Genomic DNA, 19,837 nt, shown 5'->3' with positions numbered 1-19,837 from the left:
AGAACCTATTACCCAAATATATCAGAATCATCTTTCATGATTTGCACTGTTCGCACGATTGAGCTAAAATTAGAAGGAATGGATTTGTGCGTATTCGTCACAAAGCATGCTAGAAAGAGGAATTCAGTTGATTTTATTTTATTTTTTATTAATTATTGGTAAGTTCACTTTTGCCTATTTCCAGATTTTTAAAGATCCTAACTTCTTGGCACTTGGAATGGACCTGCTGTTTATCGTATTACTTCTTGGACTGATTCATTTATTTGCACCGGTTCGTTCGCATATTTATTGGTATGCAGGAATGTCTTTATTCATCGGGATTTTAATGCTCGTTTGTGTGCTTTATGCCCGGTTTTATAATGAAGTTCCGACTTACCACAGCTTCTCTCTTATCGGTGAAGTTGGCGTCGTTAAAAACAGTGCGACAAGTCTGCTAAACGGAACTGACTGGTTATACATTCTAGATATCGTTTTACTACCATTTATTCTTTACTTCAACATAAAAAAAGGGCACGAGTTCCCGTCATTTCGTATAACTAGCCGCGTTTATGGTGTATCTTTTGTAAGCACTTTGCTTGTTTTAAGTGGTTTTACGTATTTCATGATGCAACAAAACATTATCAGTGACTCCAAACGAGCAAAACGAATGGGGATTTTCACGTTTAATATTAGTACCGCACTTACTGGCGCCGACCATGTAAAAGCCGCTGATATTACCGCCAAAAACGTCAATGATATTAAAGGCGTGACCGTTAAGTCGAATCCCGATTACTTCGGTGCTGCTAAAGGTAAAAATCTTATCATCGTTCAACTCGAGTCATTCCAGCGTAATTTAACGAACATCAAGGTTAACGGTCAATCGATTACGCCAACATTAGACAGTTTACAAAACGAAACAATGTATTCCAACCAATTTTTCCAAACGGTTTCTAAATCCAATACAGCTGATGCGGAATGGTCGGTTTATACGTCGACTTTCCCAAGTGGTTACTACACCAACACTCAAACATACGGCGACCGGGTAATCCCGTCCATGCCGCGTTTACTTGGTAAAAATGATTATAAAACCGCGACTTTCCACACAAATGATGCTAGTTTTTATAATCGCGATGAATTTTATCCGGCAGTTGGATTTGATAAGTTTTATGATCGTAAATTCTTTGGTGATGAAGATGTGATTGGTTTCTCTCCAAGCGATGAAGTGCTTTACAATAAGGCTTTCCCAATTTTAGAAGAGCAATATAAGAATAATCAAAAATTCTATGCGCAATTGATTAGCGTAAGTAGCCATATGCCATTTGATATTCCAGAAGATAAGCAAGAAATTACTTTACCAGATGATTTAAAAGATACAGAGCTTGGTAACTATTTCGAAGCGGTTCATTATGCAGATAAACAACTTGGCCAGTTCATTCAAAAACTGAAAGATAGCGGCATTTGGGACGATTCTGTAGTTGTTTTCTACGGCGATCACCACATTATCAAAACTGATCAACTACCTGAGGAACAAAAAAAATACGTCAATCGTTCTACCGAGCTTAAAGCTGACCCGGCCGATGATTACCGTATCCCGTTCTTCTTGCATTATCCAGGCATGGAAAACCCTGGCGAAATCAACAATGTTGGTGGCGAAATTGATATTATGCCAACTGTGATGAATTTACTTGGTATTAAAACCGGCGACCAAATTATGTTCGGTACCGATATTCTCAATTCATCCAACAATTACGTTCCCGAACGCTATACGATGCCAGAAGGAAGCTATTTCACCAATTCGTACATGTACCAACCAGACGAAAGTTTTGAAACTGGTGCAGCAACGAACTATGACGGCACGAATAAAGAACTTTCAAGCGAAGTCAAGAAACGCTTTGACGCTAGCCGAAAACTCTTGCAGTATTCCGATAGCTACGTAAACAATTTACCATTACGAGACGAAGATAAATAAACAAAAGGAAGTATCCGGATATGCTGGATACTTCCTTTTTCGCTTATTTTGGTAAAGCGGCTTGATGTTCGTTAAATTTTTCGATGCTTTCAAGTGCCAGTGGCTTGTTCATCATTTGTAAGAATAAGTCGTAACCAATTGTCACTGTATCCGCCCCACTTACTAGAGCCTGCATGATTTGGCGACTATTTTTAAAACTTGCTCCCATGATTTTCACGTTTTCAAGTCCTTGCAAATCTAGCACGTAGCGTAATTCTTCTATTGTTTTTGCCGCATCTAGCCCGCTCACTTCCATGCGATTGTAGTACGGTGCTAAATAATCGGCCCCAGAAAGTGCGGCAATATAACCTTGTTCGGATGAGAAAATCGCAGTTGCGAGAATAATTGCCTCTGGAAACTCAGCGCGTACTCTAGCAATAACTTTGATGCCGGCTTCGTGGGCTGGAATTTTCAAACTAATCGTCGTACCTTTCGCTGGCTCAATTGCTTGAATTCGCGCTACATCTTCCCAGATTTCGTCTTCCGTTAGCCCAGCCGCTTGAACAAATACCAATTTTGCTGAAATGTTGGCGATTTGCGTTTTTCTCGGCTGATTTTCCTTTAATAAAATAGTCGGATTAGTAGTTACACCTTCAAAAAACGGAAATTGAAGCGCTTTCTTTATTTCCTCTAAATTCCCCGTATCTAAAAACATTTCCTCACTCCTTCAAAGTTTTCTTCTCATTTTAAGTGTAGAAAAGTTCTAAGATCCAGTCAATTGTTTCTCGGCCCCAAAGTTGTTGGCGCTTTTGTACAACTAAAAAAGCATCTGCATAGACGCGCAGATGCTTTGTTGCGATTATTTTTTCTTCGGTTCTTTTTTCCAATTTTTTCGTTTGAATTCAAAGCGTTCCATCCAAGGTCGGCCTTTTTTCAGTGCAAAATAGCCAACAATAACAATAAATAACGCGCCGATAATGTCGACAATAATATCTGTCATCGTGTCTTCTAATGCTGCACGACCAGTGAGCGGAGTGCCGTTAGATAGGTTATAACGCTGCATATTCAGATTGAGAAACCCGTCAAACGTATATTCATACACTTCCCAGAAAGCCCCCATCGTTACCGCGAAACAAAACGCGAATACAGCTATAAAGCCCGGTTTCAGTTTCATCACTACTTTGTCATTAGCGTTAAGCAAACTGACGAATGAAAACCCAATTGCCCCAAGCATCGCCCCACTAAACGTATGTAAAATTTTGTCCCAATGTGGCACGGTTGAGTAGAATTTTTGAACAGTACCGAGATAAATCGAGCCGTACAGAAAGACAATAAATAAAATATACACAAGACCCGGTATTTCAAATTTGAAGCGACGTGCAATAATCGAAGGTAACAGCAAAATAAAAATTCCTAACAAAATTTCAAATAGTAAAAATATATAATCCCCTCGTAATGTTACATGCGGCCCGGTTGCCGGTTGCTTTATTGGTGCGGTGAAAATTTCGTAAATAGTAAAGACCACGGAAATCCCCATTGATGCAAAAACAAATAGTGCTATCCATTGTGTCCAGTTGATTTTCTTCATGCACTCATCTCCAATCTATCATGCAATACCCCTTTTTCCGCAAAAAGAAACTGCTCATCTATCTTAGACTACGAATAGACGAGCAGTCAAATAAATCACTATTTTCGGTTGGTGCGAAGAAGTCTAAGTCCGTTTAGAATTACTAAAATTGTACTTCCTTCATGTCCGACAACCCCAAAAGGTAAATTGATTAATTGGAAGACGTTCGCTGTAATAAGGACAAGAATGACCGCAATCGCGAAACAAATATTTTGCCAACTAATCCAGTGAAGTCGTTCGGAAAGTGTGTACGCGTAAGGGATTTTTTCCAGGTCATTTTTCATTAAGACGACATCCGCTGTTTCCATCGCAATATCTGTTCCCTCGCCCATCGCAATCCCTACAGCCGCATGAGCAAGCGCTGGGGCATCATTGATTCCGTCACCAACCATTGCTACGCTGCCATAAGTAGTTGATAGTTCTTTTAATACATCTACTTTCTTCTCTGGTAAGCAACCTGATACGACATAATCCATCCCCAGTTCAGCTTGAATTGCCGCGCCAGTTTGTTCGTTATCTCCGGTTACCATTATCGTTTTAATCCCTTTTGCTTGAAGTGCTTTGATTGTGCGAATTGCTTCGGGGCGACAAGTATCTTTCAGAGCAAACATTGCTAATACAGCGCTATTTCGAGCAATATAAACAATCGTCTTTCCTTCGCTAGCAAGCCGTTCAAACGCACCATTGGAAAATTTAGCAGCCGCTTCTGTGCCGACAAAACCAGCCTTACCAACTTGCCATGTTTCCCCGTTATATTCCGCTTTCACGCCCCAACCAGGCACATCCGTCACTTCAATTTCTGCTAATTTTTCAGTAATTTCTGCTTCTAAATCTTGCGTTATCGCCGCAGCTAACGGATGCAAAGACTGCCGTTCCATCGCAGCAACCACATTGATGACTTGCTGTTTATCGACATTATCTGCGAATAATCGGTCCGTAAGTTCAGGTGTCCCATTCGTCAGCGTTCCTGTTTTATCAAATGCAATCGCCTTTACACCGCGCAGATTTTCCAAGTGTACGCCGCCTTTAAACAAAATCCCGTGGCGCGCACCGTTAGAAATTGCCGCTAAAGTCGCCGGGGTTACCGAAGCAACGAGCGCACAAGGAGAAGCAACCGTTAGTAAAACCATCGCCCGGTAAAACGTCTCATTCCACGACCACCCTAATGCGAAATGCGGTAAAAACATCATTACTAATACAAATAATAGAACTGCTTTTACATAAGCATCTTCAAATCGTTCAATAAAACGCGCGGTTTTCGAAGGTTCACTTTGAGCCGTTTCCACTAAGCGGATAATCTTACTAAAAATCGTATTATCAAACGTTTGGGTTACTTTAACTGTGATGGCACTGCTCACATTGACCGTCCCGCCAAACACATCCGCCCCAATCGTTTTCATCGCTGGTACAGATTCGCCATTGATTGCTGCTTCATTTAAAGTTGTCGAACCACGAACAATGACGCCATCAATCGGAACACTTTCCCCCGGCCGAACCAATACCCTATCATCGAGTTGCAAATCTTTTGCTGCAACTTCCTCTAAATCGCCATCCGCAAGTAACCGAAAAGCTCGTTCTGGTTGAAAAGCCATTAATTTCGTAATTTCTCGTTTACTTTTATTCGTCGTATAAGCTTCCAACGCACCACTAACAGAGAAAATAAAGATAAGTATTGCGCCTTCAAACCAGTACCCAATAATCGATGCACCAGTAGCTGCCAAAACCATCAACAGTTCGACATTCAATTTCTTCGTTTTAATTGTTGCTTGAATTCCTTCTTTCGCTTGCTCAAAACCACCGATAATAAACGCACTCAAGAAAATAACTGCTGTCCAAAAATCGCCGACATCACCGCCGACTAAACAACCAATAATAATCAAAACCCCACTAATACCAGTCGTTATAAATTGCCAATTCTGCTTCATCCATGCTTTCATTATGCTCATCCTCTCCAAATGATAATGATTCCCATTACCCTAAAAAACACAAAAATCTGCTTTCGCAAGCGCGAAAAACAGATTAAACAATAATTATTATAATTAATTCCCAAGATAGGCGTCCCTAACTCACTTGTTATTATAGCACTTATAAATAATCTTTTCAAACTAATTGATAAAATTGTTTTGTAATTGAGAATGAGTTTCACTATCACTTTGTTGCGCAAAAAAACACTCAGGCATAACGCCCAAGTGTCAGTATAAATCATGGTAATTGGTTGCCCGCAGCACGATAAATTTCGTACCATTCTTCGCGGCTAAGCGTTACATCAGAAGCTTTAGCGATATCCGCAATTCTTCCAGGATTCATTGTCCCAACCACTGTTTGGAAGCTTGCAGGGTGACGCTGAATCCATGCAACAGCAATCGCTGAATTGGTTACACCTTTATCAGCAGCAATTTTGTCGATTGTTTTGTTTAATTCAGGGAACTTGTCATTATCTAAGAAAACGCCCTCAAAGAAACCGAATTGGAACGGAGACCAAGCTTGGATAGTCATATTATTTAAACGACTATATTCCAAAATCCCGCCATCACGATCAAGCGAAGGATCAATCGTCATATTCACATTAAAACCAGTATCAATCATACCAGTATGCATAATGCTAAATTGCAATTGGTTGGCAATTAATTCTTGGTCAACATATTTTTTAAGTAGCTCAATCTGCCCCGGGTTTTGATTACTTACACCGAAGTGACGAACTTTCCCACTTTTTTCAAGCTCAGTGAAAGCCGCAGCTACTTCTTCTGGTTCGAAAAGTGTATCTGGACGATGAAGTAAAAGTGTATCTAAATAATCTGTTTTTAGGCGCTTCAAGCTACCTTCTACAGATGAAATAATATGCTCTTTGGAAAAATCAAAGAATCCTTGACGAATCCCACATTTTGATTGAAGAATCATTTTTTCACGAATTGTTGCATTCATATCAATCGCATCAGCAAAGACTTCCTCTGATTTACCGCCGCCATAAATATCCGCGTGGTCAAAAAAATCAATGCCATTTTCAAGTGCTGTATTAATCACTTTGTTTGCATCTTCTTTACTAAGATCCGCCATTCTCATACATCCAAGCGAAATTTCTGAAGCTGTTAAAGCGCTATTACCAATTGTTATACGTTTCAAACCAAGCACCTCTTTCTAAAAGTATATCCTTATTCTAACACTTTGTTGTAATCGTTACCAAACTTAACCTTCTGAATAAAAATTAATCCCTTTATCCGTATCCTCAACAACGATTCCAGTCGGCTGATTAATCAAAAGAATGCAGTAATAAAAATCCCCCACACAACCTGACGTATGTAGCGCAAAGATCAAATAAAGAACTGCTTCATTCACACCAAGAAAGCGCAGAAAAATGAACAAACCCGTAAGCACAATAAATGGCGCAATCGAAATAATAAAAAATTGCGCTTTCGTATAAAACGCTCCCGGACTGCCCGCATAAGCCATCCCATTTTTAAAACCAAATTTCACTTTTGCTTCTGGACGAAATGCTTTAAAGAAAATCCCGTGTACGGCTTCGTGAATAACAATTGCTACTAAATAACCTACGCCAAGCCACATAACCCCCGCCAAACCATTTGTAATCTGGAACCCGCCTGAAAAAACAATCCCTAAAACAGTTAATACAAGCACAATAACAATCGCAACAATATTCAAATTCATCACTAACTTTTTATTTTCCAGTAAATTTATTTCTTGAACCAATTTTCTTTCCATTCAGCCCACTCCTTTTATAAAAAACACTGGTATTTTCGTTAGTTTTATTATACAATACTTCTTGTCGGTATTCTATGTCACAGTGGAGAAATACCCAAGTCCGGCTGAAGGGGACAGACTCGAAATCTGTTAGGCGGTGTATGCCGCGCCGGGGTTCGAATCCCCGTTTCTCCGTAGAAATAAAAAGGTTCACGCTTAAAAATAGCTTTGATTGCTATTTTTAGACGTGAACCTTTTTGATGTTACTTCTTCACCGCAATACTCACATACATCCCCTCATCCAACTGCCAATTCTTCACCACTTCAAATCCAAATCCCGCAAGCTCTTCCTTCAATTTCTCCGCAGAAATCTGAATTTCCATTGGTGGTCCCTTCAAATCAGTCCCTTTCGTATCAAATTCCAAACTCGCGAAATAGCCGCCCGTTTTCACAACTCTACTTACTTCACGCAAAACATCCGTAAGCGAACTCGCTTCATGCAACACGAGCGATGCAAGCACAATATCCACCGAACTGGCTTCAAGCGGAATAGCATCCATGCTCGCTTCTAACGTCTCTACATTAGCCAACTCCGCACCTTTCGCCTTCTCCTCAATTAATTCCAACATTTTCGCATCTAAATCTAATGCATAAACTGTATTATCAACCAATTTTGCAGCTGGAATCGTTAAAAATCCTGTTCCCGCCCCTAAATCTAAAATGCTCGCGGTTTTTTCGATTGGCATAGCTTTCAAAAAGTCCTCTGGCGACAACACATTGTTCCGTTCTGGTCGATCCAAATAATCTACTTTTCGTTTAAATCCAGCTTCCCCGTGATGATTATGATGATGTTTCATTTTAGCACTCCTTAATGTTGATGTTTTTCAATTTCTACGACAATACTGCCTACTGTCTGCTTGCTTAAATAGTCATCCATCTGTTGCTCTGCCTTATTCATCACTTCGCCAATTAAGCAGTGTGGCTGGCTTTCGCTATGGTTTTTAGGGTCACAATGGAAAAATGCACCCTTTCCCTCAATTGCTTGAATGACATCTAGAAAACTAATGCTACTTGCAGGTTCTGCTAGCTTATAACCGCCATTGACGCCCGTTACTGACTCAACAAAGCCAGCTTTTACTAACATTGTTAACACCTTAGATAAATACGTTGGTGATACATTTTGCTTGGTCGCAAGTTCTTTCACACCAACAGATTTTTCTGGTGATAAATTCGCTAAATAAACCATCGTATGTAGCGCATAATTCGTTGCTTTCGAGAATTTCATATTTTCACCCTCTTAATTAAAGACTTAATGACTCTATAATATCCTCGTTAACTAAAATTGTCAATTCATAACTAAAAAACCTTCTCCCAAAAACGGAAAAAGGTCTTCAATAATTAAAATATCTCCTGTAAAAGTGCAAATAATTCTTGCTCATTTTCAACACAATAATCGGGATAGTACGCTGCATCTTCCGGCTCCAAATGACCTCGTCTGTTCAACCAAATCGAATGCCATCCAGCATTTTTTGATCCAATAACATCATTTTCAAACGAATCGCCAATATAATACGTTTCCACTCCATCAATTCCAATTTGCTTTGCTACTAGCTCAAATATTTTTTTATCTGGCTTTTCAATTCCAACTTTCCCAGAAATAAAAGTATTCGCTACAGGAATCCAATCATTTATTTGTAAATCATTTATTTTATGTTGTTGATGTTCTTTTGGGCCATTTGTAATAATTCCCATCGTTATTTGGTTCTTTTTCGCCCAAGTGAGAATTTCTTTAATTCCCGGCGAAAGTTCGATTTTACGTTGATTCTGTTCGTAAGCGCGTTGGAATGATTCGGCTTCTCTTTTCGTGATTTGGTAGTCAAAATCTGCTAATGCCTGCGTAATTCGGTAAACGTGCATTTCCGCTTTTGGCATTTCGCCTCGTACAACACGGTGATATACTTCATCGCTATAAAATCTACTTTTAACATATAAACTTTCGATTTTCAGTTGATTAGCTGTTCCAAAAACAGTTTTAAAAGCAGATTCAAATGGTTTTAGTTGGTCATAGGCAGTATCGTCAATATCAAAAATCAAATTAATCATCATTTCCTCCTGCAAAATTCACTCCTTTTACTCTATCATTAAATCGAAAAAGTAGAAAGAGCCTAGGCGTAATGCCTAGGCTCTCTTGCTCATTTCATTAATCGTTTCTTCTATAGAAAGGCAATTGGCGTACCTATCAGGCCACATCCATTCGTTATAGTATTTATAACTATTTTCAGCGGTCATAAATTCATTTGCTTCTGTTGAGTTCGCGAAAGCTGGGACTATCATTTGAAAACCATGTTCAAATCCACATTTAACTGTTGCATCGATACAAAAGTCTGTTTGTAATCCTGCTATAATAATGGTTTTCGTGCCTTTTGCTTGTAGGTATTCTAACAGTCCAGTCCCTTTAAAAGCACTATTTACTGTTTTATCAAAAATTCTTTCGGTATTAACTGGTGCAAATTTTCCGTAAATTTCAAAGCCTTCTTTGTCTTTAGTGAGATCTGTTTCAGGTCCATCGTCATGTCTGATATAAACGACTTCCACCTTGTTTTTTCTAGCAGTCTCTATTAATTTTTCAATATTAGGTACAAGTGAGTCGAAATTATACAAATCAGTCGTCATAATTAATTTTTGCGTATCAACAATTAGTAAAATCATTTCCTTCTAACCTCCGCGCTTTTTTCCATTCATTATAGCATACCTATTTATCCTGCTGTTGGTGCCACATATGCTTTCCAGCCGCCTATCATTTCCGCTTTCTCAGCCTTACTTAATAGCTGCATTCCAATGACTTGATTGACATTCACGGCGAGTCCTCGGCTGAAACGGTTTACTCGCGAGGCCGATACACAGTTGATATACACATCTGTTAAACGGATTAATTCTCCTTTCGTTTCCACGATTCCTACAATATAACCAATTGCTGTTACGAGTAAAACTGGCTCGCCGACTTCGATTGCTTGTAATAGTTCTTCTTTCATCATGAAGCCCCCCTTAGTTCATTTCTCTTTTTATACCCCGATTACAAGCAGGCGAAAACTGGCTGTTCCCTTTTGAATGAACAAATGGCATTTCTTTTGTTATAATTGGAGTTGGCTTTCTTGGGTATACATAATATAGAGAAAGAAAAGGAGGAGAATTATGTGGAAGAAGCATAAGTGGCTAATCGTCGCACTTCTGTTATTGGCAATTTATGTCGCTCCATTATTTATTCTTGGCGGGAATAGTCACGTGAGAATTCATGATAACTTGGATTCCAATATGACCTGGTACAAAATGGTTTTGGATAGCGGAGATTATACCGCAAAAGTGGGGACGGCAAATATCGATCAGATAATGGATGATAGTGTCCCAAGAGATTCTTTTGATTCAGAGTTTGTTGGCATTGATTGGCTTTATATGATTTTCAGTGCACCGATTGCATTTGCGGTGAGTCAATTAATTACACGTGTGTTTGCATTTTTAGGGTTATTTTTATGGGCGAGGGATTACCTTATCAAAGATAAAAAATTTCTCGTGCCACTCTATTTTGTTTCCTTAGCTTTTGCGCTGACGCCATTTTGGCCATCTGGTATGCTAAGTACGCTTGGAATGCCGCTTGCTTTATGGGCATTTTTAAACATTCGAAACAATCGGCGACGCATTTGGAATGTGGTCATACTGACATTGCTTCCATTTTACTCAAGTTTAATATTAGGATTTTGTTTCTTTTTAGTGATGGTTGGGTGTATTTGGCTATATGATGTGATTAAGAAAAAACAAGTCAATATCCGTTTTTTGCTTAGTATGGTTTATATGGGCTTGCTTTACGCCTTGGTGAATTATCGCTTTATTTATGGGATGTTTTTGCACCCCGAGCCAGATTCGAGGAGTGAATTTAGTTTACCGCAGTTATCGTTTTTAAGTTCGATTCGGCTGAGTTTTAAAAATTTCATTAATGGCCATACGCATGATCAGGCACTGGCTGGATTTGTTATTTTGCCGATTTTACTTCTTGTCCTTGTGCTCATCATCGTTAAGCGCGAATGGGTGAAAGAAAAGCTATTTTTATGGTTGTTCGGATTTAATTTATTTTTATCTTTTTGGTATGGCTTTTGGTGGTACCGAGGTTGGAACGTAATTAAAGAACAGGTCGAAATCATGCGGACGTTTAATTTTTCGCGGTTCCACTTTTTACAGCCGTTTTTATTTTATGGATTATTTGCACTTGCAATCGTTTATTTAATCAAAAAAGGAAATTGGTGGCGGAAGCTGGCGTATGTAGCGATTGTGCTACAGCTCGTGGTTGTTTTCGCTAATAATTCTGAGATTTACTATCGCACCGGAAATGGCTCGCCAAGCATTAATCAATTTTATGCGACGGAGCAATTTGAAGAAATTAAAGATTATATCGGTAAACCGCAGTCAAGTTACCGCGTTGGTAGCATTGGGCTGCATCCGTCTGTCTCTCAGGAAAATGGTTTTTATACGGTGGATGGCTACGTTAATTCCTATCCGCTAGCTTATAAAAAGGCCTTCCGGAAAATTATTGCTGGTGAGTTGGATAAGAGCCCTGTTTTAGAAGATTATTATGATAACTGGGGCAATCGTTGTTATTTATTTTCTGCTGAGTTAGGAAAAAATTATGACTTCGGGAAGGATTCAGATAAACATATTAAACAGCTAGATTTTAATTCCGAGGCATTTAAAGCGGTTGGCGGTGAGTATATTTTGTCCGCTGTTCCGATTGACAACGCATCAGATGTCGGGCTTCAATTTGAAAAGGCGTTCAACAACAAAGAATCTTACTGGAAAATTTATTTGTACAAAGTAGCTAATTAAAAAGCGTGAGGCGCGATTTTTCCCTAGAGAACAAATCGCGTCTTTCGCTTTTTTTGTGGTATGATTAATAAAAGGAGTGATGATTATGAAGAAAACCATTCAGTCAGTTGGTGTTTGGGGCGATAGTATTATGAAAGGTGTTCTTTTCAATCCTGAAAAAAATCGCTATACGTTGCTAAAAAACAACTGCATTAAACGAGCATCTGAAAAACTTGGCCTAACTTTTCAAAATCATTCCACAATGGGTCGTACGATAACTAAAGGCCACGAAATTCTAACAAAAGACTTAGCAAAAGATGCGACAAATGATATCGCCATCATCGAATTTGGCGGAAATGATTGTGATTTTAACTGGGCGGAAGTATCCGAAAATCCGACAGCGGAACACATCCCTAGCACACCACTTGCCGTTTTTGAAACGCAACTTCTCGAAATGATTGCACGTCTTAAAAAACTGGATATTAAACCTGTTTTAATGACCTTGCCACCCCTTCACGCGAAACGTTATTTTGACTTTATTACGCGAGATGGGCTGAACAAAGAAAACATTTTGCAATTTCTAGGTGGCGATGTGCAAATGATTTATCGCTGGCAGGAACGTTATAGCAATACTATTTCGCGAATTGCCACCGAAACTGGAAGCCATATTATTGATATTCGCGATAGTTTTCTTGCTGAATTCCATTATGAAAAGTTACTTTGCGCAGACGGAATTCACCCGAATGAAGCTGGTCATATCGCCATGTCGCACAAATTTATTCAGTACGCAAGTTTCCACAAAGTATAAGGAGGAATTTTTATTTTACAATTACAAAAAATGACTACTTCTGATTTAGAAGATTTTTTATCCACGGCAATTACAGATTATGCGAAAGAAAAAGTCGAAGCAGGCACTTGGAACGAAGAGGAATCCTTAGCAAAATCCCAAGACAGCTTCAATAAGTTGCTATACGATGGCATTACGACACCAAACGAGTACCTTTGCAAGATTGTCGATGAGGAAAAAATCGGCTATTTATGGTTCCATGTGGACGAAACACTTTCCGGAAAAACAGCTTTTATTTATGATTTTGTGATTTTCGAAGCATTCCGAGGTAAAGGATTTGGCACAAAAACATTAGCTGCATTGGATACACTCGCGAAAGAAATGGGGATTACGAAAATCGAACTTCATGTTTTCGCACACAATCAAACAGCCATTGGTTTGTATAACAAAGTCGGTTTTCAAAACACGGATATTACAATGGCAAAATATTTATAAGAAAATGACATTATTTCCTAGGAAATAATGTCATTTTTTGAGATGCTCTAATTCAAGCAACTTTTCATGTCCTTTTGGCGTTCGGTAATATCTCGTAACTTGCTTTTCTGTGCTTCTGAAAATATAATGTTGCGCTTCAAGCCAATATACGCCGAACAACAACTCATTTTTAGTAAAAGCCGCAGCTCCTGGAAATTCCATCATTTCAAAAATCAAGTGATCCATCGTCGCACTCGGTTCTTCTGTTTTAGATAAAATTTGATAGATTACCGCTTTCGTTGGTTCGTCCATCCAATCAACTCCCGCTTAAAACATCCCTATTTCCCCAATATGATACACGAAATAAATCAAAATTAATAATAATATGTTAAATCCGAGCAACATCCATTTGACCAGTTTTTCCTTCACAAAAAAGACACTTATGGTGGAAATAATACCTAAAAATAGCGGAATTATTTTATACCATACACCTTTTTCTCCTCCTGGTACAATATCAGAAATATGTAATCCCCAAGTCAAAATTATCCAAGTTACAGTTAGGATTGTTAGTAAAAATGCAGCAAAATCTTGTGGTTTCCTTTTCATCTTAACCCCTCCTACTCTCGTTAAGCTTAACATAAAAATGCCTAGGACAACAAAAAACAAGCTACCTGAATAGCTTGTTCTGAACTAATTTTTAATTAAATTTAAAGCAAATAGGGCTATGAGTAAAATGTTGAATAAAATCGCAATCCATTTTTCATCTAAGAGTTTATTTAGTCGTGTTCCAATCAAAGCACCAATTATCGCCCCTGGTATCATATAAATCCCAATGGAAAAATCACTACCGCCAATAAGCGCGTAGGAACCGATGCTTGCGAGTGATGTAAGTAACGTCACGTAGCTTGATGTCGCGGATGCTGTCTTTTGATTTAGCATGAAAATGAGTAATAAAATCGGTATGACGATAGGTCCTCCGCCAATGCCAAATAATCCAGCTAAAAATCCAATAATCACTCCAAATACATAGGGAATTATACGATATTTACTTAAAAAATGTGGCTTTTCATTGTGTCGTTTCTTTTTCCAAATCATTATCCCTAGTAAAACAACAATTAACGCTCCATATAAAAAGCGATAAACTGCTTCTGGTAACATTTGGTTCACCATTGCGCCAAGAAAAGTCGTCGGAATACTAGTTACCGCGATTTTCAGCGCCAATCCTACATTCCCTTGCTTCCGTTTATAATAAATACTACACGTGAAAATCGCCATCGTGAATACGGTAAGCGCCGAACTAAATGCCGCCGTCCCCTGAGAAACACCCATTAAGAGTAGAATCGGCAAAAGAATAACTCCGCCACCAATCCCTAAAAAACTCCCTACAACACTTGTGCCTAGTGCAATCAGAAAGTATGTGATAATATCCATTGTCCTTTACCTCTCTTCTTTCAACCTTCTCAGCATAACATAATTTCTATATTTAAAAATACTAAAAAAAGACAATAAATTATTGTCTTTTGCATTTTAAATGCTTGGAATTGGTTCAATTACTAAATCATTTCCAGCATTATCTATATAGGTTACTCTCATTGCAGTTAAATCAGCTTCCCACAGTCCGACACCTGCTAACCCAGCTAGTTTAATAAATGTTTCAAAATCTATTTTCCCTGCTTGTGCTTGTTTGATGGCATCTTTCATTTTCTCGCTGGAAACTTCTTCTACAACTGGCATAGAAACGCCATTTAATTTAGATTCTACTCGAGTATCCGTTTCATCCCAAAAGACATAAACGCCCTTTTGGACTAAAAATTGATATTTAGTTACACCGAGATCTTTGAAACCTTGAACTACTTTAGGAAAGTCTCCGGCGTTTTTTTCACTTGTTGCTGCTTGTAAAATCGATTGTTCATTTATCATAACTAGTCTCCAATCATTTAGGTCTTCCTAAATTATACACGATTTCTAGTTAAATCTAAACAAGCGGTTTTTCCTCTTTGTATGTTTCGATCAATGCTTCTTCTAGGTCATATAATGAGTCATTGGTTTGGTCCAGTGTGTAGCCATGATCTAATGCGAAAATGATAATTGCATCCCGCCGATTTTTTGCATAGAGTGGCGGATATTCTGTATATTTTAGCAATCTACTTGCCTCTAGCCCTGATAGTTGAAAACCAAAAGAAAGAGCGATTGTCCGGTCACGTGACGGCCTTCTAACCCCACTAAAAATTTGATATCCATATGTTTCATGAAGTCTAGCCGCACGAATGACGGTTGCTTTTGTTAATTTTTTCTCTGCTAGTAATTCTTTTAAATATGTAACCATTTCGCTTGATTTAAATTCCGCCTCGTTTTCATCTAACACTTGGCGTAAATTGGTCGCTTTTTTTAATTCATGAAGTAACTTGCTTGTCTCTTTTTCCCCATCCATAAGGCACACCCCCGACTGTTTTTTTCATTATAGCATGAAATATCTACCCGACTACTATGCTTCATGCTATAATTTCACTATAAAGTGTAGAAGGGATTTTAGATAAATGGGAGAAATGACACTCGCTTTTATAGAAGAACAATATAAAGAATTAGATAATCTAAATAATAAAGAAAACCCTGCTGTGCTAACGAGAAATACATCTACTGGAGAATTATTTGTACGTAAAGTAATTCCAATCAGCTTCGCACCTGTGATGGAGCAGCTTAAAAATTTATCTAGCAAATACTTACCTAAAATTGAAGTACTGATTCCAAATGGTAATCAATTAATTGTGTATGAAGAATACATAAATGGTAAAAATTTGGCGGACTTAATGAAAACAAATACTACGTTTGATGCGGATGAAGTGACGCGACTAATGTTGATGTTGTCTGATGCACTTACAGAATTACATGCGAATGCGATTATTCACCGAGATATTAAGCCATCTAACATTATGATTTCTAGCGACGGCGTATTGAAATTAATTGATTTTGACGCTTCCCGTGTGTTTGAAGTCGGCAAAAATCAAGACACTGTCAATCTCGGCACAATCGGTTATGCAGCCCCAGAACAATATGGTTACTCTCAAACAGATGCCCGGTCGGATATTTATAGTATCGGTGTTCTGATGCTGGAACTACTACTCGGAAAAAACACTTTACCTGATAAAGAACAAGCCACCTCGCTTGAAAAAATAGCGATGCAAGCAGCAGCCTTTGATCCTGAACAGCGTTATCAATCCATTCAAGAGTTCAGAACAGCAGTCAAAAACGATTCGCTCGGCCCAAGTTATGTCTCTGAATTGTCGGATTTCACAGAGTTAGATAATTTTTCTACTGAATCTGAATGGGAAAATGTATCAGCGGACTACGAAAAAGACTTCATTCCATGGTATAAACACATTCCCGGATTTAGAACCGGAACGCCTTGGAAAATGATTGTCGGCGTATTAGGTTATATATTCTTGCTATTTGGTTTATTCACCCCGCCAACCGAGGGCGTCAAAATGTCACCAACAGTAAACTTTTTTAACAATTTCTTTCTAATCGTTCCTGCATTTGTCATTTTTACTAATCTTTGTGGTATTTGGTCCAAATTGCCTTTACTTAAATCCTCCTCTCCTAGTACAAGGAAAGCAGGCATTGTCATTTATATTATTGTTTGCATATCTATTTACGGTGTTTATAATGAAATCTTTTCCTAGTCCTATGCCCACTGCATAGGACTTTTATTCTCTTCGCATGGTCTAATAGAGACAGATAAAACATGAAGGAGAGAAGAAAATGAAAAAATTGAAAAGCGTTTTATTATTAATGGGGATTGTTACTTTTGCCCTAGCACTAACTGCATGTGGTGGGACTGAGGATAAAGCAAGCACAGAAAAAACAGAAACAGCAAAAGCCGAGACGAAAAAGAAAACAGATTCCAATGAACTTGGGGATTACAAAGTAGAAATTCTTAGTTCAGAAGTAGTTAAGGATTTTGAAGGGAACGATGCTATCGCAATTAAAACTAAATTCACGAATAACAGTAAAGAAAATATTTCTTTCATGGTAGCTATTGATCAACAAGCATTCCAAAATAGTACTCAGCTAGAAACAACCGTATCAGCTGATGCTAGTATGGGTGGATCTGAAAAAGACGTACAACCTGGTGGGACTTTAGAAGTAACCGAACTTTACAAACTACAAGATACCCAAAACAAAGTCGATGTAGAAGCAAAAGAATTAATCAGCTTCAGCAAAAACTCTGTTAAAAAATCATTTGAGTTAAAATAAGAATTGCCCGCAAACAACTACTGTTTGCGGCTTTTTTATTTAAAATCCTAACCTATTTTCAATACGACTTCGCAAAGAATCATTTTCGTTAAACGACTCCCTAAGCTCTATTGCCTTTTTAGGATAATTGGTGATGATTCCATCTACATTTTTCCGTAAATACATTTGCATTAGTTTTTCTTTATTTACCGTCCAAACAAACACCATTTTATTGTTTTGTTTGGCTTGTGTTAGTAATCGCTTATTGATAGAAAAATCTTCTAAAACAATAAAATCTGCTGATGTTTTTGGTAGATTTCCAATATTGAGTGCTAAAATGATGCCCGTTTTCAGCGTAGGGTCGGCTTGTTCTATTTTCTCCATAACAGGCTGATTCAATGATTGGACTAAATATTTATCTGTTACCTTTTCTTTTTTTAATAGGCTAACAAGTCGTTCTACCATATCGCTCGATTCCCCGCCGTGCAGCTTCACTTCCACGAGTAAATCTATCTTATTCTTTTTCGCTGTCTTGATAATTTCATCGAAAGAGGCTATGTGAGATGAATAGTCGCCACTTGTTATTCTGGTTTGTTGCAATTCTTTTAATGTCATATCCGCTACTCGCTTAGAACTTCCAGCTAGCCTTCTCAGCGTCATATCGTGAAAAACCACAAACTGGTGGTCTTTGGTTTCTTGAATATCAATTTCACTGTAATCGGCTCCTGCTTTTGCAGCTGATTCAATGGCTTCGACCGTATTTTCAACTGCATTCATCGTATCACCGCGGTGAGCAATTATTTTCGTGTTTGGCTCATATAAAGTCGCGTTCACTGCATAAATATTAAAACTACTAAAAATAAGGAAAACGATTATCCCAGCAATAATAAAGCGTTTTTTATGTGGAAACTGACTACGTGCTACAGAATCCGACTGCGCATCTAAATCAAAGGCGTTTTTCACTAATAACTGCGCAATGATTCCTTGGAAAATCCCCGCCACAAAGAAACCAATCACTTGAAGTATTGTTAAGGTAACACCAGCTATAACTACCGCAATTCCCGGAGTTATTTTTTCTACCAAAAGTAGCGGTAACATAATAAGCGTCGCAATAATAGACACTAAAAAGCCAATCACAACAATAATTAAAATCCATTTTAGTAGCATCACAAATAAGCGTTTTTGCGGGTATTTCCAACTTTTTCGAATAGCTCCACTTATTTTAAGCGACTTATCTTCAATGAAATACGGCAAAGCAAACACAAGTCTCGCACTAATATAGAAAATAAGCGCAATTGCAATAACATAAAGCCATGTTCCTGTCGTCGTTTTCATTAGTTCGTCTGTAATAAAATGCGGTAAATAAAGATTTTCTGTTATCGTAATCGGTAAAGATAATCCGGCAATTGGCAAAAGTAAAAAGAAATATAGCAGAAAATAAATCGCTTGATAACTAAGGAAATATTTCGCTTTTATATTAAGCCTCTGGATGATTTTGAGGACCGAATAACTTTCCCCTCGTAATTGATAAATCGCCATCATTATAAAGAAACCCAGTTCGTAATAGACAAATAATAAAATGAGAAAAGCTAAAACCAACAACAAAATAATTGCAACCGGGCTGAAAAAAATCTCCCCTAGATTAGCATCTGTAATGCCTGGCACTCCGATAACCCGGAGAATAAAGAAAAAGAAATAATAAATAAATGGCCCAATGACAAATGCCTGCAAAACGGTTAATAATAATGTTACTTTGAGATAATCTGTCTTAAACTGATACAAAACTTTAAAACTTTCTTTTAAATCGTTCATTTGCTTCTCCCTTTTTCGTTCGATTTTCAAGGCTTTATAGTTTATCCAAGAAGCAAATTTAGTTATAATTAATTCATAAAGTTAACTATTGAAACGAGGTGAAATGATGCATCCGATTGAACAATTGTTAGCAAATAATCATATTACTGCCACTGATATCGAATCAAATACTCGCTTAAAAAAAGGCACTTTGCAGAAGCTTATCGACAAAGATATTCGTACTTCCGACATTAGTCTCCGCACGCTCAGTCAAATGGCTCTCTTTCTTAACACTGGTGCGGATATTATCGCGAAACAACTTAGTGATTTAGAAGTAGCGAGTGACCTTGCCTTTCTTATAGAAGACTGAAAACCCCGCTCCACCTTTTTTTGCTATTATAGCCCATCTACCATATTCCAGCAAACAACAAAAAAAGCTAGATGACAGCAT

Annotated in this window: 23 protein-coding genes and 1 tRNA gene; 8 read left to right on the top strand and 16 right to left on the bottom strand. The window is 38.1% G+C overall.

Translation table 11 applies throughout. The annotated features are described in order from the left end of the window. Positions 1 to 127 precede the first annotated feature (127 nt). Positions 128 to 1,948: a lipoteichoic acid primase LtaP gene (gene ltaP, locus HCB49_RS01920; RefSeq protein ID WP_185603942.1), complete on the top strand. Its 1,821-nt coding sequence runs from the start codon at positions 128 to 130 to the stop codon at positions 1,946 to 1,948. Positions 1,949 to 1,991: 43 nt separating this feature from the next. Here ltaP and HCB49_RS01915 read toward each other — a convergent pair whose 3' ends face one another. The 5 genes from HCB49_RS01915 to HCB49_RS01895 form a co-directional block, all read right to left on the bottom strand. After that, positions 1,992 to 2,642 carry a transaldolase family protein gene (locus tag HCB49_RS01915; protein WP_185603941.1) on the bottom strand — a complete coding sequence of 217 codons (651 nt, stop codon included), beginning with the start codon at positions 2,640 to 2,642 and terminating at the stop codon, positions 1,992 to 1,994. A 144-nt stretch (positions 2,643 to 2,786) separates the two neighbouring features. Next, on the bottom strand, positions 2,787 to 3,515 hold the full coding sequence (locus HCB49_RS01910) for a DUF2238 domain-containing protein (protein ID WP_008947063.1): 729 nt from the start codon (positions 3,513 to 3,515) through the stop codon (positions 2,787 to 2,789). Between the two features lie 98 nt (positions 3,516 to 3,613). Continuing rightward, a complete protein-coding gene (locus HCB49_RS01905; protein ID WP_185603940.1) occupies positions 3,614 to 5,491 on the bottom strand; it encodes a heavy metal translocating P-type ATPase in 1,878 nt (625 codons plus the stop codon). 265 nt (positions 5,492 to 5,756) lie between these two features. Continuing rightward, a complete protein-coding gene (locus HCB49_RS01900; protein ID WP_185390782.1) occupies positions 5,757 to 6,674 on the bottom strand; it encodes an aldo/keto reductase in 918 nt (305 codons plus the stop codon). A gap of 63 nt (positions 6,675 to 6,737) precedes the next feature. Continuing rightward, positions 6,738 to 7,271, bottom strand: coding sequence for a DUF3267 domain-containing protein (locus HCB49_RS01895; RefSeq protein ID WP_185603939.1), 534 nt, complete (start codon positions 7,269 to 7,271; stop codon positions 6,738 to 6,740). An 84-nt stretch (positions 7,272 to 7,355) separates the two neighbouring features. Between HCB49_RS01895 and HCB49_RS01890 the strand changes: the two genes are divergently transcribed. Continuing rightward, positions 7,356 to 7,445 (top strand) — tRNA-Ser (locus tag HCB49_RS01890). Between the two features lie 68 nt (positions 7,446 to 7,513). On the opposite strand, the gene HCB49_RS01880 is transcribed toward HCB49_RS01890, so the two are convergent. The 5 genes from HCB49_RS01880 to HCB49_RS01860 all read right to left on the bottom strand — a co-directional run bounded on the left by HCB49_RS01880 (position 7,514) and on the right by HCB49_RS01860 (position 10,282). Next, a complete protein-coding gene (locus HCB49_RS01880; protein ID WP_185603938.1) occupies positions 7,514 to 8,107 on the bottom strand; it encodes a class I SAM-dependent methyltransferase in 594 nt (197 codons plus the stop codon). 11 nt (positions 8,108 to 8,118) lie between these two features. Beyond that, positions 8,119 to 8,535, bottom strand: coding sequence for an Rrf2 family transcriptional regulator (locus HCB49_RS01875; protein WP_008947058.1), 417 nt, complete (start codon positions 8,533 to 8,535; stop codon positions 8,119 to 8,121). A 113-nt stretch (positions 8,536 to 8,648) separates the two neighbouring features. Further along, positions 8,649 to 9,353, bottom strand: coding sequence for an HAD family hydrolase (locus HCB49_RS01870; protein ID WP_185604495.1), 705 nt, complete (start codon positions 9,351 to 9,353; stop codon positions 8,649 to 8,651). 75 nt (positions 9,354 to 9,428) lie between these two features. Continuing rightward, positions 9,429 to 9,959 carry a cysteine hydrolase family protein gene (locus HCB49_RS01865; RefSeq protein WP_185603937.1) on the bottom strand — a complete coding sequence of 177 codons (531 nt, stop codon included), beginning with the start codon at positions 9,957 to 9,959 and terminating at the stop codon, positions 9,429 to 9,431. 47 nt (positions 9,960 to 10,006) lie between these two features. Then, on the bottom strand, positions 10,007 to 10,282 hold the full coding sequence (locus HCB49_RS01860) for a hypothetical protein (protein WP_185587594.1): 276 nt from the start codon (positions 10,280 to 10,282) through the stop codon (positions 10,007 to 10,009). A 160-nt stretch (positions 10,283 to 10,442) separates the two neighbouring features. Between HCB49_RS01860 and HCB49_RS01855 the strand changes: the two genes are divergently transcribed. From HCB49_RS01855 to HCB49_RS01845, 3 genes are all read left to right on the top strand, one after another. Beyond that, the gene (locus HCB49_RS01855; RefSeq protein ID WP_185603936.1) at positions 10,443 to 12,122 is read left to right on the top strand and encodes a DUF6044 family protein; all 1,680 of its coding nucleotides are present in this window, start codon (positions 10,443 to 10,445) and stop codon (positions 12,120 to 12,122) included. Positions 12,123 to 12,207: 85 nt separating this feature from the next. Further along, positions 12,208 to 12,909, top strand: a complete 702-nt coding sequence (locus HCB49_RS01850; protein ID WP_185480608.1) for an SGNH/GDSL hydrolase family protein — start codon at positions 12,208 to 12,210, stop codon at positions 12,907 to 12,909. A gap of 30 nt (positions 12,910 to 12,939) precedes the next feature. Further along, entirely contained in the window at positions 12,940 to 13,383 is a 444-nt protein-coding gene (locus tag HCB49_RS01845; RefSeq protein ID WP_185480609.1) for a GNAT family N-acetyltransferase, read from the top strand. Positions 13,384 to 13,413: 30 nt separating this feature from the next. On the opposite strand, the gene HCB49_RS01840 is transcribed toward HCB49_RS01845, so the two are convergent. From HCB49_RS01840 to HCB49_RS01820, 5 genes are all read right to left on the bottom strand, one after another. After that, complete coding sequence (locus tag HCB49_RS01840; protein ID WP_185480610.1) at positions 13,414 to 13,674, bottom strand: DUF3116 family protein; 261 nt, start codon at positions 13,672 to 13,674, stop codon at positions 13,414 to 13,416. A 15-nt stretch (positions 13,675 to 13,689) separates the two neighbouring features. Then, on the bottom strand, positions 13,690 to 13,968 hold the full coding sequence (locus tag HCB49_RS01835; RefSeq protein ID WP_185390771.1) for a hypothetical protein: 279 nt from the start codon (positions 13,966 to 13,968) through the stop codon (positions 13,690 to 13,692). Between the two features lie 84 nt (positions 13,969 to 14,052). After that, positions 14,053 to 14,793, bottom strand: a complete 741-nt coding sequence (locus HCB49_RS01830) for a sulfite exporter TauE/SafE family protein (protein ID WP_185603935.1) — start codon at positions 14,791 to 14,793, stop codon at positions 14,053 to 14,055. Between the two features lie 96 nt (positions 14,794 to 14,889). Continuing rightward, positions 14,890 to 15,282 carry a DUF1398 domain-containing protein gene (locus HCB49_RS01825; protein WP_185603934.1) on the bottom strand — a complete coding sequence of 131 codons (393 nt, stop codon included), beginning with the start codon at positions 15,280 to 15,282 and terminating at the stop codon, positions 14,890 to 14,892. A gap of 55 nt (positions 15,283 to 15,337) precedes the next feature. Next, entirely contained in the window at positions 15,338 to 15,793 is a 456-nt protein-coding gene (locus HCB49_RS01820; RefSeq protein ID WP_185396807.1) for a hypothetical protein, read from the bottom strand. Between the two features lie 106 nt (positions 15,794 to 15,899). Here HCB49_RS01820 and HCB49_RS01815 point away from each other — a divergent pair, with 106 nt between their 5' ends. Beyond that, positions 15,900 to 17,042, top strand: coding sequence for a serine/threonine-protein kinase (locus tag HCB49_RS01815; RefSeq protein ID WP_185603933.1), 1,143 nt, complete (start codon positions 15,900 to 15,902; stop codon positions 17,040 to 17,042). 79 nt (positions 17,043 to 17,121) lie between these two features. Continuing rightward, the gene (locus HCB49_RS01810) at positions 17,122 to 17,616 is read left to right on the top strand and encodes a DUF5067 domain-containing protein (RefSeq protein ID WP_185390766.1); all 495 of its coding nucleotides are present in this window, start codon (positions 17,122 to 17,124) and stop codon (positions 17,614 to 17,616) included. A gap of 39 nt (positions 17,617 to 17,655) precedes the next feature. On the opposite strand, the gene HCB49_RS01805 is transcribed toward HCB49_RS01810, so the two are convergent. Further along, a complete protein-coding gene (locus tag HCB49_RS01805; protein WP_185603932.1) occupies positions 17,656 to 19,407 on the bottom strand; it encodes a glycerophosphodiester phosphodiesterase in 1,752 nt (583 codons plus the stop codon). A 106-nt stretch (positions 19,408 to 19,513) separates the two neighbouring features. Between HCB49_RS01805 and HCB49_RS01800 the strand changes: the two genes are divergently transcribed. Beyond that, positions 19,514 to 19,756: a hypothetical protein gene (locus HCB49_RS01800; protein WP_185420225.1), complete on the top strand. Its 243-nt coding sequence runs from the start codon at positions 19,514 to 19,516 to the stop codon at positions 19,754 to 19,756. Positions 19,757 to 19,837 lie beyond the last annotated feature (81 nt).

The sequence above is a fragment of the Listeria cossartiae subsp. cayugensis genome, from assembly GCF_014229095.1.
Taxonomy (GTDB): Bacteria; Bacillota; Bacilli; order Lactobacillales; family Listeriaceae; genus Listeria; species Listeria cayugensis.
This window is presented reverse-complemented; position numbering and strand designations above follow the sequence as displayed.

Bases quoted from the DNA above. Each gene is read 5' to 3' on its own strand.
- HCB49_RS01915 (WP_185603941.1), bottom strand. From the start codon at position 2,642: ATGTTTTTAGATACGGGGAATTTAGAGGAAATAAAGAAAGCGCTTCAA.
- HCB49_RS01910 (WP_008947063.1), bottom strand. From the start codon at position 3,515: ATGAAGAAAATCAACTGGACACAATGGATAGCACTATTTGTTTTTGCA.
- HCB49_RS01905 (WP_185603940.1), bottom strand. From the start codon at position 5,491: ATGAAAGCATGGATGAAGCAGAATTGGCAATTTATAACGACTGGTATT.
- HCB49_RS01895 (WP_185603939.1), bottom strand. From the start codon at position 7,271: ATGGAAAGAAAATTGGTTCAAGAAATAAATTTACTGGAAAATAAAAAG.
- HCB49_RS01880 (WP_185603938.1), bottom strand. From the start codon at position 8,107: ATGAAACATCATCATAATCATCACGGGGAAGCTGGATTTAAACGAAAA.
- HCB49_RS01875 (WP_008947058.1), bottom strand. From the start codon at position 8,535: ATGAAATTCTCGAAAGCAACGAATTATGCGCTACATACGATGGTTTAT.
- HCB49_RS01870 (WP_185604495.1), bottom strand. From the start codon at position 9,353: ATGATTAATTTGATTTTTGATATTGACGATACTGCCTATGACCAACTA.
- HCB49_RS01865 (WP_185603937.1), bottom strand. From the start codon at position 9,959: ATGATTTTACTAATTGTTGATACGCAAAAATTAATTATGACGACTGAT.
- HCB49_RS01860 (WP_185587594.1), bottom strand. From the start codon at position 10,282: ATGAAAGAAGAACTATTACAAGCAATCGAAGTCGGCGAGCCAGTTTTA.
- HCB49_RS01855 (WP_185603936.1), top strand. From the start codon at position 10,443: ATGTGGAAGAAGCATAAGTGGCTAATCGTCGCACTTCTGTTATTGGCA.
- HCB49_RS01850 (WP_185480608.1), top strand. From the start codon at position 12,208: ATGAAGAAAACCATTCAGTCAGTTGGTGTTTGGGGCGATAGTATTATG.
- HCB49_RS01845 (WP_185480609.1), top strand. From the start codon at position 12,940: ATGACTACTTCTGATTTAGAAGATTTTTTATCCACGGCAATTACAGAT.
- HCB49_RS01840 (WP_185480610.1), bottom strand. From the start codon at position 13,674: ATGGACGAACCAACGAAAGCGGTAATCTATCAAATTTTATCTAAAACA.
- HCB49_RS01835 (WP_185390771.1), bottom strand. From the start codon at position 13,968: ATGAAAAGGAAACCACAAGATTTTGCTGCATTTTTACTAACAATCCTA.
- HCB49_RS01830 (WP_185603935.1), bottom strand. From the start codon at position 14,793: ATGGATATTATCACATACTTTCTGATTGCACTAGGCACAAGTGTTGTA.
- HCB49_RS01825 (WP_185603934.1), bottom strand. From the start codon at position 15,282: ATGATAAATGAACAATCGATTTTACAAGCAGCAACAAGTGAAAAAAAC.
- HCB49_RS01820 (WP_185396807.1), bottom strand. From the start codon at position 15,793: ATGGATGGGGAAAAAGAGACAAGCAAGTTACTTCATGAATTAAAAAAA.
- HCB49_RS01815 (WP_185603933.1), top strand. From the start codon at position 15,900: ATGGGAGAAATGACACTCGCTTTTATAGAAGAACAATATAAAGAATTA.
- HCB49_RS01810 (WP_185390766.1), top strand. From the start codon at position 17,122: ATGAAAAAATTGAAAAGCGTTTTATTATTAATGGGGATTGTTACTTTT.
- HCB49_RS01805 (WP_185603932.1), bottom strand. From the start codon at position 19,407: ATGAACGATTTAAAAGAAAGTTTTAAAGTTTTGTATCAGTTTAAGACA.
- HCB49_RS01800 (WP_185420225.1), top strand. From the start codon at position 19,514: ATGCATCCGATTGAACAATTGTTAGCAAATAATCATATTACTGCCACT.